The organism is Halomonas sp. C22 (genome assembly GCF_007655045.1).
Taxonomy (GTDB): domain Bacteria; phylum Pseudomonadota; class Gammaproteobacteria; order Pseudomonadales; family Halomonadaceae; genus Vreelandella; species Vreelandella hamiltonii.
Genome location: NZ_VBVC01000005.1, coordinates 23,515 through 41,269 on the forward strand (window position 1 = coordinate 23,515; position 17,755 = coordinate 41,269).

Genomic DNA, 17,755 nt, shown 5'->3' on the forward strand with positions numbered 1-17,755 from the left:
GGATGAGCCGGATGATCCCGGCGTCCAGCCCATGATAGCCAAAAAGCGCTCATGGGCCGAACGCGCCTGCTCAGGACTCGACCTCATCGCTGCTGATATGGAACAGCATGGCATACAGGGTGGGCACGGCAATCAGCGTCAGCAGCGAGGCAAACGCCAGGCCGCCCATGATGGTCACGGCCATGCTGTTGAAGAAGGCGTCGGCCAGCAGCGGCAGCATGCCAAGGATGGTGGTGCCAGCGGCCAGGAAGACCGGCCGCAAGCGGCTGACGCTGGCGTCCACCAGTGCAGAAAAGCGCGCCTTGCCCTCCTTGATCTGCCCGTCGATCTCATCCACCAGCACGATGGCGTTTTTCATCAGCATGCCCGACAGGCTGAGCATGCCCAGCAGCGCGGTAAACGAGAAGGGCAGGCCGGTTACCAGTAGGCCAATCACCACGCCACACACCGACATGGGCACCACCAGCCAGATGATCAGCGGCTGCTTGAGCTTGCCAAACAGCAAAATCGAGGTCAGCAGCATCACCAGCAGGCTGATGGGCAGCTGCTGGGCCAGCGCCTCCTGGGCATCGCCGGAATCCTCGTGTTCACCTCCCCAGCTCAGCTGGTAGCCCGGTGGCAGCGTCATGCCCTCGATCTCTTGGCGAATGCCGTCGAACGCCTGGGCGGCGGTATAGCCCTCGGCGGGGTCGGCCCCGACGGTTAGCGTGCGCACCCGGTTGCGGCGTTGAATCAGCGCTTCCTCGCTATCGGTATCGAAGGAGGAGACCACCTGGCTGATGGGCACGAAGCGCTGCTGCGCGGCGCTCCACACGTTGCGGTTTTCCAGCAGCGCCACATCGTCCCGCTCGGCCGCCGGGGGGCGGGCGACGATGGGCAGCAGGTGCTCGCCCTCACGGTAGGTGCCTGCCCGAATGCCCGACGAGGCAAACTGCAGGGTCTGGGTGATGTCTTCACGGCTGACCCCGGCAATGCGGGCGCGCTCCTCGTTGATGCGCGGCCGCACCACCAACTCCTGCTGACGCCAGTCGGTGCGCTGGTCGATCAGGTAGGGGCTGTCGGCCATGATGCGCTGGGCCTGGTCGGCCAGCGAGCGCAGCACTTCCGGGGAGGGCCCCTGAAAGCGCGCCTCGATGTCCGCGCCATCGCCTGGGCCAAATTGCAGCCGCTGGGTGCGTACCTGCGCGCTGGGAAACGCTTCGTTCAGCTCTCGGTAGAAGCGCTGGTCCAGCGCGGGAATGGCGTCCAGGTCTTCGGTGCGCACGATGAACTGGGCATAGGCGGTGTTGGGTTGCTCCGGAGCGTAGGTGAGCATGAAGCGGGTAGCGCCCTGGCCGATGAAGCTGGCCACCGATACCACGTCCTCCTGCTCCAGGATATACGCCTCGATATCGGCGGCGTAGTCGGCGGTCGAGCGAATGTCGGTGCCCTGGGGCAGCTCCACATTGACGAAGAACAGCGGCGTGTTGGAGTCCGGAAAGAACGACTGGGGTATCAGGCTGAAGGCCCACAGGCACACGGCGGTGATCAGCACCAGCGCGCTGACGGTGACGATGCGTATGCGCAGTGCCAACAGCAGCACCCGGCGATAGGCGCGATAGAGCAGGCCGCCGTACAGCTCGCGCTTGCTGGGCTCGTCGTCGTTCTCCTCGTTCTCGTGCTGGCGCTCGCCTGCTTGCTGCTCGTCAGCGGACTGATCCTCGTCGTCGCCTTTTTGGCGCAGCAGGTAGTAGCCAAACAGCGGGGTGACGGTGATCGCCAGCAGCCAGCTCAGCATCAGGGACACCAGAATGACCATGAACAGCGAGTAGAGAAATTCGCCGGTGACATCGTCCGACAGGCCAATACCGGCAAAGGCCATGATGCCGATCACCGTGGCGCCCAGCAGCGGCAGCTGGGCACGCTTGGCGGCGCTGCCGGCTGCCTCCTTGGCGCGCTGGCCGCGCTTGATGTTGGTGACCATGCCTTCGGCGACCACGATGGCGTTATCCACCAGCATGCCCATGGCGATGATCAGCGCCCCCAGCGAGATACGCTCCATCTCGATGTTTAACAGCCCCATGAACAGCAGGGTGCCCAGCACGGTGAGCAGCAGGGTACTGCCGACCACCACGCCGATGCGCCAGCCCATGGCCAGGCACAGCACCCCGATCACGATGGCCACCGACATGGCCAGGTTGAGCAGGAAGTCGTTGATGGCATCGTTGACCACATGGTGCTGTTCGTAGAGAGGATGTAGCTCTACGCCCAGCGGCAGGCGGCTTTTCAGCTCTTCCATGCGGGCTTCGACGGCTTCGCCCACTTCGATGATGTTGTCGTTGGCGGCGCCCGCAATGCCGAGCGTGAAGGCATCCTCGCCGTTATAGCGAATCAGCTGGTTGGGCTGGTCGCTGGGCTCGCGGTAGACGGTGGCGATATCCATCAGCGACACCTGTTCGGTGGTGCCGGGGCGGCCGATGCGGATGGCTTCGATCAGCGCGGTGCTGTCGATGTCGCTACGCGCCACCAGCCGCACCTGGCGTTCCCCTACCCGCAGGCTGCCCGCGTTTTCCACGGCGTTTTCGGTCTGGATGGTGTTGATGACCTGATTGATGGGAATGCCCAGGGTGGTCAGGCGCTCGTTGGAGATGTCGATGTAGATGGTCTCTTCCCGCTCGCCTGCGGTGGTCACCCTGGCCACGCCGGGTACTGCCAGCAGCTCGCGCTGAAGAAACGTCGAAATGTCGCGGATCTCCCGCGTGGTGAGCCCATCGGCCGTGACCGCATAGAAAAGGCCGTACACTTCACCGAAATCGTCGTTGACCTGGGAGCCCAGCACCCCCTCGGGCAGGTCGCCCTGGGCATCGTTGATCTTGTTGCGCAGCTCATCCCAGATTTGCGGCAGTTCGTGGCTGCTGTAGCTGGAGTGGACTTCCACCTGGATTTCCGAGCGCCCAGGTAGCGACTTCGACTTGATGACGTCGATCTGCTCCATCTCCTGGATGGCGCGCTCCAGACGTTCGGTGACCTCCTCTTCCACTTCCACGGCGGTGGCGCCGGGGTAGGGCGTATTGATGATGGCGTTGGGGATGGTGAAGGCGGGGTCTTCGAGTTTGCCCACCGTATTGAATCCCCAGATACCGCCCAACAGGCAGATCACCACGATCAGCCAGGTATTGAGAGGCCGTTCGATGGACAGCTTGGCGATGTTCATGGCGGCTCCTAGAGGGCGTTATCCAGCGGTTTGACGCGCATGCCGTCGCGCAGCAGGTGTACCCCGGCCGCCGCAATCGACTCGCCAGGCTGAACGCCTGCCACCAGCATCACGGCGTCGTCGCTCAGCTCACCCACGGTGACCTCCCGGGGCGATACCGTGCCCTCGTCGGGGTCGTAGACCCACACGCGAAAATCACCGCTCTCGGTGGTGTCCAGGGCGCTGGCTGGAATCATCATCACCCCGGACACCAGCCGCTCGGCGGGTTCGATGAACACGGTGGCCGTGGTGCCGGGCAGCGCCACCAGGTGCTCGCCTTGGGCGGGCGCGAACTCCACCTGATAGGTCTGGGCGACCTCGTCGGGCTCGGTGATGTGTTCGCGGTACTCCAGCGCAATGCGCTCGCCGGGCAGCGTGGCGATCTCGGCTTCGGCGTTGAAACCGTGTTCGCCATCGAGATGCTGCATCAGCGCTTCGGGCACGTTGATGCGAATGCGCAGCTCCGAGATGTCCTGAATACGGACGACTTCGGCATTGGGCGGCAGCGTGGTGTGGTTTTCCACCAGGCGGCGGGCAATCAGCGCATCAAAGGGCGCGTACAATGAGGTGTAGGCCAGCTCCTGGCGGGCGCTCTCCAGCTGGGTAGCGGCCAGCTCGGCATCAGTGCGGGCCGCTTCCAGCACCGAGGCGGAGACGGCGTTATGGCGATACAGATTTTCCTGCCGCTGCAGATGCTGACGGGCCTGGGTCAATTCCGCTTCCGCGGCGCGCACCTGCAAGGCGTAATCGGTTTGATCGAGCTGGGCGATCAGCTCGCCTTTGGCCAACGTGGTGCCCTGTACGGCTGGAAAGGTGGTCAGGCGCCCGCCCACCTGAAAGGCCAGATTGACGGTGCTCACGGCATCGACGCGACCCACGAAACGACGGCCCGAAAAGGCCTGCTGCTGGCCGGTCTCAAACAGTTTGACCACCTGAGCCGGAGGCTCGGGGGGCTCTTCGGCGTCTCTGCAACCTGCCAATAACGTCACGCATGCCAGCAACCCGGCCAGAGTGGGTAGCCACTTCCCCTTGCGGATGAACCTCATTCAATGCCTCCCTGCAAGTCAATGGGGGATCACGGTGGTGTGATGTATCCCCTGTTTCGTTAGTCTCCTATAATAGGTACTCTTAGCCACTTCGAACAGGTGTTTGGTTAAACGCCGCCCTAAATCGGTATTCACCCGAACTGCAAGGATGATCAGCGTGCACAGGAATCGCCCGTGGAGCCCCCGCCTCAAACCGTTCACCACTGCCTCGGCGCTGGCCTTGCTGCTGGCAGGCTGTGCGGTCGGCCCGGAGTATCAAGCGCCCGACATCGAGCTGCCGGAGAGCTGGCCTGCCCATATCACCCTGGAGCAGCAGGCCCGTGACGACTGGCACCGCTGGTGGCAGCGCTTCGAAGACCCGGCGTTGAACCGGCTGGTCGAGCGCGCCAGCGAAGACAATCTCGAACTGGCGATTCAGTTGGGGCGCATCCGCGAGGCCCGTGCTCAGCTGGGGTTTGCCGATGCGGAGCGCTTTCCCACCGTGGGTTATCAGGCCGAAGCCAACCGTGAGCGCACCCCGGGGGCGGCGCTGCCCATCGATGTTCAGCCCGTGCAGGAGCTGCTGACCTCCACCAATAATCAGTACTCCCTGGCCGCCAGCCTGGAGTATGAAATCGACCTGTGGGGGCGGCTGGCCAACCAACGTGCTGCGGCCATGGCCGCCCTGCAGGAGAGCCTGTTTGCCAGAGACGCCGCCGAGCTGGGCGTGATCGGTGACGTGGTCACCACCTACGTCAGCCTGAAAAGTGCCGAAGCCCAACAAGCGCTGATGGAAGAGACCCTGGCCGCGTACCAGGAGACCTATCGCCTTCAGGCGCTGCGCTTCGAGCATGGCGACATCAGCGAACTGGAGCTGCGCCAGGCCGAAGCCGAGTGGCGCAACCTGCAGGCAGAGCTGCCGTCGCTCAAGCAGCAGGTGGAAACCCTGCGCGGGGCATTGGGCACGCTGGTGGGCATGTCCCCCGATGAGCTGCTGACTACCTTGGACACCGGCACGTCGCGGCTGGACGACCTGGCCCAGCCGGTGGGCATACCTGCCGTGATGCCGTCGGCGATGCTCCAGCGCAGGCCCGATATTCGCTCGGCAGAAGCGGCGCTGATTGCGGCCACCGCCCAGATCGGCGTGGCCGAGGCCAACCGCCTGCCGTCGCTCAATCTCAGCTCCTTTTTGGGCACTGCGGCCGCCAGCACCAGTGATCTGTTCAGCGATGTGGCCCGCACCTGGGGCGTCGGGGCCTCGGTGATGGGGCCGCTGTTCGACTTCGGTCGTAGCCAGTCCGGGGTGGAAAGCGCTGAAGCGCTGGCCGAACAGGCCGAAGCGCAGTATCGCCTGACCGTGCTGACCGCTTTCAACGAAGTGCGCGATGCGCTCTACAGCTACGACTTCAGCGAGCGACGGCTGGCCGCCATCGACGAACAGCTGGAGGCCGTTGCTCGCACCCGGGAGCTGGCCGTGCTGATGTACGACCAAGGGCAGGTGAGCCAGCTGGAGCGCCTGGACGCCGAACGCAACCTGCTCTCGGCCCGTTTGGCCCAGGCCGGTGCGCGCCGTGAACAGCTGGCGGCCACGGCCACGCTGTTCAAGGCGCTGGGGGGCGGCTGGCAGGAAGCCCCCGTTTACTGATTGCCGGTACGGTAACCACAGCCCGGGCGGCTCCGCTGGCCGCCCGCATCTGTTACCATGCTGCGCTTGCGATCACTTCATCTCTGGTTTTGCTGCCACTGGAGCTGCCATGCCTCCCTGCGCGTCCTCTGCTGCCGCTTCTGACTCCCTTGCCGCTTACTCGTGGCTGCCCGACATCGGCCCCGTCGATGCCGCCGCCGCTGAGCGCACCCGTGCCTACCTCGACACTTTGACCAAGCCGCCCGGCAGCCTGGGCAGGCTCGAAGCGCTGGCGATTCAGCTCAGCGCCATCACGGGCAGCGCCCGCCCTCGGGTGGATAGCCCCGCCGTGGTGGTGTTTGCCGCCGACCACGGCGTGGCCGCTGAAGGCGTGTCGGCGTTTCCCCAGGAGGTGACCGCGCAGATGGTCGCCAACTTCGTTCAGCAGGGCGCGGCCATCAACGTGTTTGCCCGCCAGCTGGGCGCTCGGGTGGACGTGGTGGATGTCGGGGTGGCGTCGCCGCGACCGCTGCCGGGAGCCACCGATGCTCGCGTGCGTTCGGGCACGGCCAACATGCTGCACCACGATGCCATGCCGCTGGACGATGCGCGCCAGGCCATGCAGGCCGGCATGGCAGCGGTCGAGCGGGCCGTACAGGCGGGGGCCAATGGGCTCATCGTGGGCGAAATGGGCATCGCCAACACCACCGCCAGCAGCGCCATGCTGGCGGCGTTGCTAGGGGTGCCCGCCGCCCAGGTGGTGGGGGCGGGCACCGGCATCGACAGCACCCAGCAGGCCCACAAGGCGGCGGTCATCGAACGGGCGCTGGCCAATCGCCAGGCGAATCCTGACGACCCGCTGGAGGTGTTGTGCAAGCTGGGTGGCCTGGAAATCGCCGCCATGGCGGGCGCGTACCTGGCGGCGGCGGCCCACCGCCTGCCCGCGGTGGTGGATGGCTTCATTGCCACGGTGGCGGCTCTGACCGCCTGCCGCATGGCCCCGGCACTGCGCGACTACCTGGTGTTTGGCCACCGTTCGGCGGAGCCGGGCCACGCCCTGGCGCTGGAAGCCCTGGCGGCGCAGCCGCTGCTGGCCCTGGAAATGCGCCTGGGCGAGGGCAGTGGGGCGGCGCTGGCTTACCCGCTGCTACAGGCCGCTGCCGCCATGCTCAGTGACATGGCCACGTTCTCCCAGGCGAGGGTGAGTGGCAAGGCACCATGAGCCTCGACTTGCTGAGCCTGCCCGCTCTGGCCGGATGGGTCGCGCTGGCCATCGTCATCGATTTGATCGTGGGGGACCCGCGCGCGCTGCCCCACCCGGTGGTGATCCTCGGCAAGGCGATTAGCGCCCTGGAGCACCGCTGGAACCACGGCAGCCCCCAGCGGCGGCGCCTGTTGGGCGGGTGCCTTACCCTGGTGGTGGTGCTGGGCACCTTTTCGGTGGCCTGGCTGGGGCTTGCGCTGTTGTCGTGGGTGCACCCCTGGCTGGGGCTGGCCGCCGAGCTGTGGCTGCTGGCCACCACGCTGGCCATCAAGGGGCTGGCGGATGCCGGGCGGGCCATTGCCGCCCCGTTGCGGCAGGGCGACTTGCCCGCTGCGCGGCAGGCGCTTTCCAGAGTGGTGGGGCGTGATACCCAGGCTCTGGATGAAGCCGAGATTACCCGAGGCGCGGTGGAAACCGTGGCGGAAAACACCGTCGATGGCATTACCTCGCCGCTGCTGTTTGCGCTGCTGGGAGGCGCGCCGCTGGCGCTGGCCTACAAGGCCGTCAATACACTGGACTCCATGGTGGGCTATCGGAACGAGCGCTACGGCGACTTCGGCTACGCCTCGGCCAGGCTGGACGACCTGGCCAACTGGCTGCCTGCCCGGCTGACCGCCTTATGCCTGTGGCTGGCGGGCGTGCTGTATGGGGTGTTTCACCGCTCACCTCTGCGCTGGCGGGGCGCCCTGGCGGCCACCTGGCGCGAGGCACCCCGCCACCCAAGCCCCAACGCGGGCTGGCCCGAGGCGATGGTGGCGAATTTGCTGGGCGTCCAGTTGGGCGGCACCAACGTCTACCAGGGGCAAGTATCACACCGGGCCACGCTGGGCACCGCCCATGATTTACTGAAAGCCAGCCACATCACTACCACGATTTGGCTGATGCACGGGGCTTGGTTGATGTTCTTCCTGCTGCTGTTCTTCCTGCAGCTGTGCCTCGTGATGGCGACGGTGGCCGGGTGATGCGCGACCAGCCCGGCAACCTACCCCTCGACCATTGGCCAAGCCACGGTGGCCAGGCCGCCGCGCTGCTGCAGCGCTTTGGCCTGCCTGCCGACCACCCGCTGGAAGATATCAGCGCCAACCTGAACCCGCTGGGCCCGCCCGACTGGGTAACCGGCTACCTGGCCCAGCGCCTGGCTGGGCTGGGCCGCTACCCCGAACCGGACTACCGCGCCGCCAGGCAGGCAATTGCCGAACACGCAGGCGTGGAGCCGGGGCAGGTACTGCTCACCAATGGCGGTGCGGAAGCCATCTTTCTGGCGGCGGCGCACCACGCTGGCCAGCAGGCGCTAATCGTCACCCCCACCTTTGGCGAGTACGCCCGGGCCTGCAGTGCCCATGGTGTGCGCATCAGCGAGCTTGGCCTGTTTCCGGGCACCTTCGACCCGCCCGCGGCCGCGTTGCTGCAGGCGGCGGCCAGCGCTGATGTTGTGTTCGTCTGCCGCCCCAACAACCCCACCGGCACGCTGCTGCCCGTGGCGCTTATCGAGGCGCTACTGGACGCCTTGAAACCGGGGGCCTCGCTGGTGGTGGATGAAGCCTTCATCGACCTGGCGTTGGAGGCTGCACCGCTGACCCCGCTGCTCCAACGCTACCCGGCGTTGATCCTGCTGCGCTCCATGACCAAATTCTTTACCCTGCCGGGCCTGCGGCTGGGCTACGTGCTGGCCGATGAGCGGCGTATCGGCCAGCTTCAGGCGCAGCAACCGCCCTGGAGTGTCAATCATCTGGCCGCCGAACTGGTGCCGCCGCTGCTGGCGGATGAGGACTTTGCCCGGCGTACCCACCAGTGGTTGGCCCGTGAGCAGCCGCGCATGGGCGCTGCCCTGGCCGTGCTGGGGCTGGAGGTGGTGCCCAGCCACAGCTGCTTTCATCTGGTGCGGCCTGGTACCGCCCAGCAGCAGCGGGGCATTTCCAGTATCGTGCTGCTTGAACGCCTGCTTCACCAAGGTATGCTGGCGCGACATACCCATGGTTTTGCTGGCCTGAAGGGTGGTTGGCTAAGGCTGGCACTGCGCGATGGTGTGACCAATGATCGGTTGTCAAAGGTGCTGAATGATTGTCTTTGTTAGTGGAGGGGCTCGGTCGGGCAAGAGCCTGGTGGCGGAGCAGTGTGTTCAGCAATACGCCGACGGCAAGACGTGTTACTACGTGGCCACCGCCGACATCTACGATAGCGAAATGGCCGAACGGGTAGGCCATCATCAGGCCCGGCGCACCAACCACTGGGTCACCCTGGAAGCTCCGCTCAACATCGAACAGGCCGTCGCCCAGGTGCCCAACGGCCATGCCGCCCTGTTGGACTGCTTGACCCTCTGGGCCAGCCAGGTGATGTTCAATACTCAGGAGGACGCCGCGCCGGTCAGCGAAACGGAAGCCTTTGCACTGTTGGTGCGTGCGCTTCACGATGCCCGCCGCCGGGGGGTGACGCTGGTGGTGGTCTCCAACGATCTCAACGAAGCGCCCTTGCCTGCCTCGGCAGAGGTGTGGCGCTACGTAGAATTCCTGCAAGGGTTGCACCGCTGGCTGGCGGCCCAGGCCGACCGGGTGGTGGAGGTGGTGGCCGGGCAGTCCATCGAATGGAAGGCGGCTGGCGCACCATGAAACACGCTCTGTACGGCATGCTGCTGGCGCTGCAGTTTCTGACGCGCCTGCCGATCCCCGTTGCCTGCCCCTGGACACAGGCCACCCGGCGCTGGGCCATTCGCGCCTACCCGCTGGTGGGCCTGATGGTGGGAGCGCTGCTGGCCTGTGTCGCCCTGCTGTTGGGCCAGTGGCAAACCCCATCGCCCATCACGGCGCTGGTACTGCTTAGCCTGTGGGTGGCCATTTCCGGTGGCCTGCACCTGGATGGCGTGATGGACCTGGCCGATGCGCTGGGCAGCAACCAGCCCGTGGCCCGCCGATGGGAGATCATGAAAGACCCGGTGGTGGGCAGTTTTGGCATGCTGGCGCTGGTGTTTCTGCTGGCCTGGAAAGGGGTGCTGCTATGGGCGCTGGTGCACTATCAGGCGCCGCTTGGCTGGCTGGTGGTGGCCCCCGCGCTGGGTCGGCTGGCGGGGGTGGCCCTGCTGGTGCTGACGCCCTGTGCCCAGCCCAGCGGCCTGGCCTTTAGCTGGCAGCAGTCGCTGGGCCGAAGGGACGTGGTGCTGGCCCTGCTGCCGCTGCTGCTGGGGGCACTGTTCATGCCTGGGCTGTGGGTCTGGCTGGTGGCCACGGCCTTGTGGGTCGTGCTGGTGCGTCAGGCGCTGCTGCGTTTATTTCACGGCATCAACGGTGACATGGTGGGTGCCACTATCGAAGGAGGAGAGCTTTGGCTACTGGTCTTGATGTGGAGCTGGTGGCAGTTCGCCACGGTATAACGTCATGGAATCTGGAGCGTCGGTACCAGGGGCAGCGCGATATCCCGCTGCTGTTCCCGGACGCGGAAGCGGGCCTGCTGGCCCTGCGTGACGCCTTGGCAAGCGAGCGTTTCGATGCCATTCATGCCAGTGACCTGGGCCGCTGCCAGGAAACCCTGGCGTGGTCACAGGCGGCCAGGCCCGGCATGCCGGTGTACCGGGAGCCGCGCTTGCGAGAGCTGGATTTTGGCGAGTACGAAGGAAAGGTTTACGATGAACTCAAGGAGCTCCCGCACTACCGCGCCTGGATAGACAGCGCGGGCGAGCTGCAGATACCCGGCGGTGAGTCGTCTGGCCAGTTGCGCGAGCGCCTCGATGGCTGGCTGGAAGAGGTGGCGCTACAGGCGCGCGAACAGGGCCATCGCAAGGTGCTGGTGGTGACCCACGGCGGGGTGATTCGTGAGCTGCGCCGCCGGTTCGAAACGCTGGATTTCTGGGCGGGCATCGTCCATCAGGCCCAGGGCCGTCGCTGGCAGCTGACCTATCAGCCCAACGATGCAGGCAAAGGAGAGTGGCAATGCAACTGTTCATCGGCGGTGCCAGCGCAGGCAAGCGAGACGCAGTAAAACAGCGCTTTCCCGGCGCGGTGTGGTGGCGCCTGGCGCCGGGCCAGCGCTTGCAGGAAGTGTCCCACGTCATGCATCCCGGCACTCCGCTGGTGCTGCATGGCCTGTTCGAATGGCTCTCGGCGGCCATTCACTCCGACTTCAGCAGCGACGAATGGCGCGCCCACTGGCGCGAAGATCTGCAGCGCCTGGACGAGGCAGCGGCAGGCCAGCACGCCACCCTGGTGGTGATTGCCAACGAGCTGGGCCGAGGCCTGGTGCCCATGGCCCGGGACCAGCGCCGCCTGAGGGACCTCAGTGGTTGGTTCACCCAGGACGCCGCCGCCCAGGCAAGCCAGGTGTGGTACGTGCGCCATGGGCTCGTGCAAGCGCTGAAAAGCACGGCATAAAGCACGTCATAAAGTCCGACATAGTGCAGCATGCCCCGTCTGGCCAAAATTGACCTGATTAGCGCAAGTTGCTAGTTTACGCGCACTCTTAGGTGCTGATGGCGACCCTTCGCCCTCAGTTAAACGGGAAGTTGGTGAACGCAACTGCGTCAATCCAACGCTGCCCCCGCAACGGTGATCGAGACAAGAACGGCCAAGACGCCACTGTGCTCAGGCATGGGAAGGTGGTCGTTCGGAAAGGGTCGGCGCTTGAAAAAAGCGCCTCCTTTCGCTCGTCAGCCCGGAGACCGGCCCAGGAGTGACGGCTGAAAAAGCCACGGATTACCGGCATGCGGTGGGCATGTGCAGGGTGTAGGGTGGGCTGCCAACGCAGCTTGCCTGCCTTGCGTGTGCGCCTGCACCGGCCACTAAAAAACACGCTGTGCGGGTGAGCACAGTGCGCAAGGGATCCATCATGCAACGTTTATCTTCTACCGTCACGTTGGCGGCATTTGCCATGGCCGCCGTGCCCATGGCCGTTCATGCGCAGGCGCAGCAGCAGGCCTCGGCCAGTCACGATACGCTCAATCCTGTCGTCGTGACGGCGGCGCTGGCACCGCGTACCGCCAACGAAAGTCTCTCTTCGGTCACCGTTCTGGATGAAGCGACGCTTCGCCGCCAGGACCCGGTGAGCATCACGGACCTGCTGCGTGGCCAGCCGGGCGTGGACGTTTCCAGCAACGGCAGCTTCGGCAAGAACAGCAGCGTCTTTCTGCGCGGCACCGGCAGCGCCCAGAACGTGCTGCTGATCGACGGCATTCGCTTACGTTCGGCCACCAGCGGCGGCGCGGCGTGGCAGTACCTGGAACCACGCATGTTCGACCGCGCCGAAATCGTGCGCGGCCCCCGCGGCAGCCTCTACGGGGCCGATGCCATGGGCGGCGTCATTCAACTGTTTACCCCCGAGGGGCGTGAGGAAGGCCCGCAGCCGCGTATTTCCGCAGGCGGTGGCTCGTTCAACACCCAGCGGCTCAGCGCAGGTATCAGCGGCCGAGAAGGCGGCACCCGCTACAGCTTTGCCGGTAGCCACTTCACCACCGATGGCCAGCCCGTGCGCCGCGATGGCGACGACAAGGGGTACGACAACACCTCGGCGCTGGCGCGGGTATCGCACACCTTCGATAACGGTGCCGAAGCGGGCGTGCTGGCCCTGCGTGCCCGTGGTCACAACGAATACGACGGCGGCGAGAACGACTTCGTGCAGCAGGTGGCCGGGGTATATGGCGAGCTGCCGCTGACAGACAGCTGGCGTAGCCGCCTGACGCTCAGTGAATCCCGCGATGAGAGCGACAGTTTCGATGGCTTCAGTGACGCCACTTTCAACACCAAGATTCGTGCTGCCCGCTGGGAAAACACCTTCACCGCTGGGGCCCATGAGCTGGTGGCCGGGGCCGAGTACAGCGAAGACCGGGTAGACAGTACCACCGCCTATGATGAAACCAGCCGCAGCAATGCCGCCGTCTTCACCCAAGCCCTGCTGGACTTCTCCCCGCTGCTGGTACAGGCGAGCCTGCGCTTCGACGATAACGAATCCTACGGCGAGGAAGTGACCGGCAGCCTGGGGCTGGGCTACCAGTTGGACGACCACCACACTCTGCGCGCCAGCTACGGCACGGCGTTCAATGCGCCCACCTACAACCAGCTCTACTTCCCTGGCTTCGGCAACCCCGACCTGGAAGCGGAAACGTCACATACCGTCGAGGCTGGGCTACGCGGCCAGTATGCCCAGTGGTTCTGGGATGCGGCGCTGTACCAGACCGACATCGACAACCTGATTGCGGGGCAGGGGCTGCAGTTCAACGTGCCGGAAAGCCGTATTCGGGGTGCCGAGCTGAGCGCCGGGCTCGAACTCGACGCCTGGACGCTGGCGGCGGCGCTCACCTACACCGACCCGGAGAATCGCCTGACCGGCATGCGCCTGCAAAACCGCGCTTCCCAAAGCCTGCGTCTGGACATCGACCGTGAGCTGGGCGAGTGGTCGGTGGGCGGCTCCTGGCTGGCCCAGAACCACCGCTTCCGGGATGCCGCCAATCAGGACCGCCTGAGTGGCTACGGCCTGGTGAACCTGCGCGCCGGTTGGCAGTTTGCGCCGCTGTGGAGCGCTCGGGTGACGTTGGAGAACGTGCTGGACCAGGACTACATCACCACGCGCTCCTTCGACGGTGCCGACTACATCAACGCTGGCCGGGCAGGGTTCCTGAGTGTTCACTTTGGCCAATGACACACTGACACGCGGGGCCCTGGGCCTCGCGTTTTCGTTCATGGCGGCCGCCGCCCAGGGGCATGACCATTCGCGCTGTGCGGTGGATGACCGCGACCGGGAGGTGTGCCTGCACGCCTCTGCCAACCGTATCGCCACGCTCTCGCCGGGGGCCACGGAGCTGACTTGGGCCGCCGGGGCGGGGGATCAGGTGGTGGCGGTGGTGAGCTACAGCGACTACCCCCCTGAAGCCAAGCAGGTGGCCTCGGTAGGCAGCCACACGCGCATCGACCTGGAAGCGCTGGTGGGGCTGGCGCCGGACCTGGTCATCGGCTGGGTGACCGGCAACCCCGCCGAGCAAATGGAGACCCTGGAAGCGCTGGGCATGCCGGTGTTCTACATCGAGCCTCGCAGCGTGGAAGCGGTCGCCCACACCATCGAACGACTCGCCCGGCTGGCCGGTACCGAGCCAATAGGGCGGCAGGCGGCCAGCGAGTTCCGAGACGGCATGGCCGCACTCACCGCGCGCTATAGCGAACGCGACCCGGTCCCCACTTTCTACCAGGTGTGGGACGAACCGCTGATGGGCGTCAGTGACGAACACCTGATTGGCCAGGTGGTGACCCTGTGCGGCGGCGAGAACGTGTTTGGCGAGCTGGAACGGCTGGTGCCCAGACTGGATGACGAAGCCGTGCTGGCCGCCAACCCGGAAGCCATCATCGCGGGCGGCATGGGCGAAGAGAACCGCCACTGGCTGACCCACTGGGAGCAGTACCCCCACCTGGACGCGGTGGCCAAGGAGAACCTCTACTTCGTACCGCCTTCACTGATCCAGCGGCCCACCCCGCGGCTGCTGGAAGGCGCACAGCTGCTGTGCGAAAAACTCGACCAGGCGCGCCAGAAGCGCGAGGACGCCTGATGCCGCTGCGCCGCTGGACACCCCTTGGCCTGCTGGCCCTGATGGCCGTGGCGGCGCTGCTGTTTTCGCTGACGGTGGGCAGCGCCTCGCTTTCCATGGCCCAGCTCTGGGGCGTGGTTCAGGGGCAGGGCGATACGCTGGCGCGCACCCTGGTGGTGGAGCTGCGCCTGCCAAGGGCGCTCTCGGCCTTTGCGGTGGGCGGGCTGCTGGCCGTGGCCGGGGCGCTGATGCAGGTGCTGCTGCGTAACCCGCTGGCCGACCCCTACGTGCTGGGGCTTTCCGGCGGCGCCTCGATTGGTGCCTTGGCGGCCATGTTGGCGGGCCTGGGCGGCCTGCTGGTCTCCGGTTCTGCATTCGTGGGGGCGCTGGTATCGACGCTGCTGGTGTTTGGCCTGGCCCATGGCCGGGGCGGTTGGACTCCTTCCCGGCTGCTGTTGACCGGCGTGGTGGTGGCCGCCGGATGGGGCGCGGTGATTACCCTGATGCTGGCGCTGAGCCCCGCCGAGCGGCTGCCCGGCATGCTCTACTGGCTGATGGGCGATCTTTCCTACTCGCGCACCCCTTGGCCGCCGCTGCTTCTGCTGCTGATGACCTGCCTGGTGCTGGTGCCGCTGGGGCGCAGCCTGAACGTACTGGCCCGAGGCCCCCAGCAGGCGGCTGCGCTGGGGGTCGATGTGCGCCCGCTGGAGTGGAGCATCTACATCGCCGCCAGCCTGCTCACGGCCGCCGCCGTGACCAGCGCGGGCAGCATCGGCTTCGTGGGGCTGATCGTGCCGCACATGCTGCGCCTGGTGCTGGGCAACGACCAGCGGCTGATTCTGCCCGCCTGCGCCCTGGCCGGGGGCACGCTGCTGGTGCTGGCCGACACCCTGGCCCGCACCCTGATTGCCCCGGAACAGCTGCCCGTGGGGGTGATCACCGCGCTGCTGGGCGTGCCCACGTTCCTCTTTCTGCTCTACCGGAGCCGCTGATGACCCGCTTGGCCACCCAGGAGTTGATCATCGACGTGCCGGGGCGCCGTTCAGGCACCGCGCTGAACCTCACCATCGAGCCAGGGCAGGTATGGGGCGTGCTGGGCCCCAACGGCGCGGGCAAGACTACGCTGCTGCATACCCTGGCCGGGCTCCACGCCTCCCGCTCGGGGCAGGTGCTGCTGGGCGACACGCCGCTTGGCCAGCTACGCAGGCGGCAAGTGGCCCAGCGGCTGGGGCTGGTGTTTCAGGAGCGGCTGGACGGCTTTCCCGCCACGGTACTGGAGACCGCGCTGATAGGCCGCCACCCCTACCTTTCATTGTGGCAGCGGGAAGGTGCCGACGACTACGCCCGCGCCGAAGCCGCGCTGGCAGCACTGGACGTGGCCCACCTGCGCGACCGCCTGGTGAACACGCTCTCCGGCGGCGAACGCCAGCGGGTAGCCGTGGCCACGGTACTGACCCAGGCCCCCAGCCTCTGGCTGGCCGACGAGCCCACCAACCACCTGGATTTACACCACCAAAGCGCGGTGATGGCGCTGATGGCCGAACAGGCCGCCCAGGGCAGCGCGGTGATGATGTGCCTGCACGACCTCAACCTGGCCGCCCGCTGGTGCGACCACATTTTGCTGCTTTACCCCAGCGGCGAAGCCTGCTGGGGCCCCCGGGACACCATGCTGGTACCCAGCGCGCTGGAGCGGCTTTACCGCCAGCGGCTGGCCACGGTAGAGGTGGACGGCGCGCCGGTGTTCGTGCCCATTCAAGCGCCATTGACCGATCATGAATGATTCAAGGAAGCCACATGTTGCAAGGTGAAGCACACGCCGCGTTGATCAGCGCCCCCGGCTCCGGCCAGGGCAAATCCATGGTGACGGCGGCACTGGCCCGGCTGCACCGCAATGCCGGGCGCACCGTGCGGGTGTTCAAGCACGGCCCCGACTACCTGGACCCCATGGTGCAAGAGGTCGCCTCTGGCCAGCCGGTGTACCAGCTTCACCCCTGGATGACCGGCGAGCACGAGTGCCGCTGGCGGCTGGCCAAAGCCGCCCAGGAAGCCGATGTGATTCTGGTGGAAGGCTCCATGGGGCTGTTCGATGGCTCGCCCTCCAGCGCGGACCTGGCCATGCTGGCGGGTATTCCCGCGCTGCCGGTCATCGATGCCTGGGGCATGGCGCAAACCTTCGGCGCGGTGGCCCAGGGCCTGGCCAACTACCACCCGGATCTCGCCATTCACGAAGTGATCGCCAACCGCGTGGGCAGCCCCGGCCACGGCAAACTGCTGGCCGAGAGCATGCCGGAAGGCATTGCCCTGCTGGGGGCCATTCCCCGCCACGAGGCCATGCAGATCCCCGACCGCCACCTGGGCCTGGTGCAAGCCAGCGAACTGGGCGGCCTGGATGCCCAGCTGAATGCCGCTGCGAAAGTACTGGAAGAGGCCGGGCTGGGCCGCCTGCCCAAGCGGGTCACGCTCAGCGCTGAGGCCCCCACACCTGCCCCGGCACATCTGCGCGGCGTGCGTATCGCCATCGCCAAAGACGACGCCTTCGCGTTTCTCTACCGCGCCAATCTCGACGTGCTCGAAGAGATGGGTGCCATGCTGCGCTTCTTCTCGCCGCTCGATGACACAGCGCTGCCAGAGTGCGATGCCCTGTGGCTGCCCGGCGGCTACCCGGAACTACACGCCGCCCGCTTCAGCGCCAACCAGCCCATGCACGACGCCATTCGCGCCCACCACTGGGCAGGCAAGCCCATACTGGCCGAGTGCGGCGGGCTGATGAGCTGCGTAGAGCAGCTGGTAGATGGCGACGGCAACGGCCACGCCATGCTGGGGCTACTGCCGGGCACCGCCAGAATGGCCGGAAAGCTCACTGCGCTTGGGCTGCAAAGCCTGCACACCCAACGCGGCGAACTGCGCGGCCACACCTACCACCACTCGCTGCTGGACACCTCCCTGAAGCCGCTGGCCCGCACCCGCAAGCTGGCAGGCAGCGAAGCCGAACCGATTTACATCGAGGGCGCGCTGGTGGCCAGCTACTTCCACGGCTACTTTCCCTCCGCGCCCAGGCTGGTGGCGGACATTTTCACCGGCCAGGCACTGCAGCCTAGCCCGTAACGGGCAGGGG

At 66.3% G+C, this 17,755-nt stretch carries 15 protein-coding genes and 1 riboswitch; of the genes, 13 read left to right on the forward strand and 2 right to left on the reverse strand.

Going from position 1 to position 17,755, the window contains the following annotated elements; genetic code table 11:
- Positions 1 to 70: 70 nt before the first annotated feature.
- Entirely contained in the window at positions 71 to 3,193 is a 3,123-nt protein-coding gene (locus tag FEU76_RS11150) for an efflux RND transporter permease subunit (protein WP_096922776.1), read from the reverse strand.
- 8 nt (positions 3,194 to 3,201) lie between these two features.
- The gene (locus FEU76_RS11155; RefSeq protein WP_016914193.1) at positions 3,202 to 4,278 is read right to left on the reverse strand and encodes an efflux RND transporter periplasmic adaptor subunit; all 1,077 of its coding nucleotides are present in this window, start codon (positions 4,276 to 4,278) and stop codon (positions 3,202 to 3,204) included.
- Positions 4,279 to 4,426: 148 nt separating this feature from the next.
- Between FEU76_RS11155 and FEU76_RS11160 the strand changes: the two genes are divergently transcribed.
- The 13 genes from FEU76_RS11160 to FEU76_RS11220 all read left to right on the forward strand — a co-directional run bounded on the left by FEU76_RS11160 (position 4,427) and on the right by FEU76_RS11220 (position 17,745).
- Positions 4,427 to 5,902, forward strand: a complete 1,476-nt coding sequence (locus tag FEU76_RS11160) for an efflux transporter outer membrane subunit (RefSeq protein WP_144983028.1) — start codon at positions 4,427 to 4,429, stop codon at positions 5,900 to 5,902.
- A 109-nt stretch (positions 5,903 to 6,011) separates the two neighbouring features.
- A complete protein-coding gene (gene cobT / locus FEU76_RS11165) occupies positions 6,012 to 7,103 on the forward strand; it encodes a nicotinate-nucleotide--dimethylbenzimidazole phosphoribosyltransferase (protein WP_144983031.1) in 1,092 nt (363 codons plus the stop codon).
- Positions 7,100 to 8,107 carry an adenosylcobinamide-phosphate synthase CbiB gene (gene cbiB, locus FEU76_RS11170; protein ID WP_144983034.1) on the forward strand — a complete coding sequence of 336 codons (1,008 nt, stop codon included), beginning with the start codon at positions 7,100 to 7,102 and terminating at the stop codon, positions 8,105 to 8,107. The genes cobT and cbiB overlap by 4 nt, the downstream gene beginning before the upstream one ends.
- The gene (gene cobD, locus FEU76_RS11175) at positions 8,107 to 9,219 is read left to right on the forward strand and encodes a threonine-phosphate decarboxylase CobD (RefSeq protein WP_144983037.1); all 1,113 of its coding nucleotides are present in this window, start codon (positions 8,107 to 8,109) and stop codon (positions 9,217 to 9,219) included. The genes cbiB and cobD overlap by 1 nt, the downstream gene beginning before the upstream one ends.
- On the forward strand, positions 9,203 to 9,751 hold the full coding sequence (locus tag FEU76_RS11180) for a bifunctional adenosylcobinamide kinase/adenosylcobinamide-phosphate guanylyltransferase (protein ID WP_144983040.1): 549 nt from the start codon (positions 9,203 to 9,205) through the stop codon (positions 9,749 to 9,751). Before cobD ends, FEU76_RS11180 begins: the two co-directional genes overlap by 17 nt.
- On the forward strand, positions 9,748 to 10,509 hold the full coding sequence (gene cobS, locus FEU76_RS11185) for an adenosylcobinamide-GDP ribazoletransferase (protein ID WP_144983042.1): 762 nt from the start codon (positions 9,748 to 9,750) through the stop codon (positions 10,507 to 10,509). Before FEU76_RS11180 ends, cobS begins: the two co-directional genes overlap by 4 nt.
- A complete protein-coding gene (locus FEU76_RS11190) occupies positions 10,461 to 11,114 on the forward strand; it encodes a histidine phosphatase family protein (protein WP_186299138.1) in 654 nt (217 codons plus the stop codon). Before cobS ends, FEU76_RS11190 begins: the two co-directional genes overlap by 49 nt.
- A complete protein-coding gene (locus FEU76_RS11195; RefSeq protein ID WP_039179601.1) occupies positions 11,066 to 11,503 on the forward strand; it encodes a bifunctional adenosylcobinamide kinase/adenosylcobinamide-phosphate guanylyltransferase in 438 nt (145 codons plus the stop codon). The genes FEU76_RS11190 and FEU76_RS11195 overlap by 49 nt, the downstream gene beginning before the upstream one ends.
- Before the next feature lie 73 nt (positions 11,504 to 11,576).
- Positions 11,577 to 11,813: riboswitch (cobalamin riboswitch) on the forward strand.
- 144 nt (positions 11,814 to 11,957) lie between these two features.
- A complete protein-coding gene (locus FEU76_RS11200; protein WP_144983045.1) occupies positions 11,958 to 13,763 on the forward strand; it encodes a TonB-dependent receptor domain-containing protein in 1,806 nt (601 codons plus the stop codon).
- 40 nt (positions 13,764 to 13,803) lie between these two features.
- On the forward strand, positions 13,804 to 14,661 hold the full coding sequence (locus FEU76_RS11205) for a cobalamin-binding protein (protein WP_144983350.1): 858 nt from the start codon (positions 13,804 to 13,806) through the stop codon (positions 14,659 to 14,661).
- Positions 14,661 to 15,632 (forward strand): FecCD family ABC transporter permease, encoded by a 972-nt coding sequence (locus FEU76_RS11210; RefSeq protein ID WP_144983049.1) that lies wholly within the window; start codon positions 14,661 to 14,663, stop codon positions 15,630 to 15,632. Before FEU76_RS11205 ends, FEU76_RS11210 begins: the two co-directional genes overlap by 1 nt.
- On the forward strand, positions 15,632 to 16,420 hold the full coding sequence (locus FEU76_RS11215; RefSeq protein WP_144983052.1) for an ABC transporter ATP-binding protein: 789 nt from the start codon (positions 15,632 to 15,634) through the stop codon (positions 16,418 to 16,420). Before FEU76_RS11210 ends, FEU76_RS11215 begins: the two co-directional genes overlap by 1 nt.
- A 14-nt stretch (positions 16,421 to 16,434) precedes the next feature.
- Positions 16,435 to 17,745: a cobyrinate a,c-diamide synthase gene (locus FEU76_RS11220; RefSeq protein WP_144983055.1), complete on the forward strand. Its 1,311-nt coding sequence runs from the start codon at positions 16,435 to 16,437 to the stop codon at positions 17,743 to 17,745.
- Positions 17,746 to 17,755: the final 10 nt, after the last annotated feature.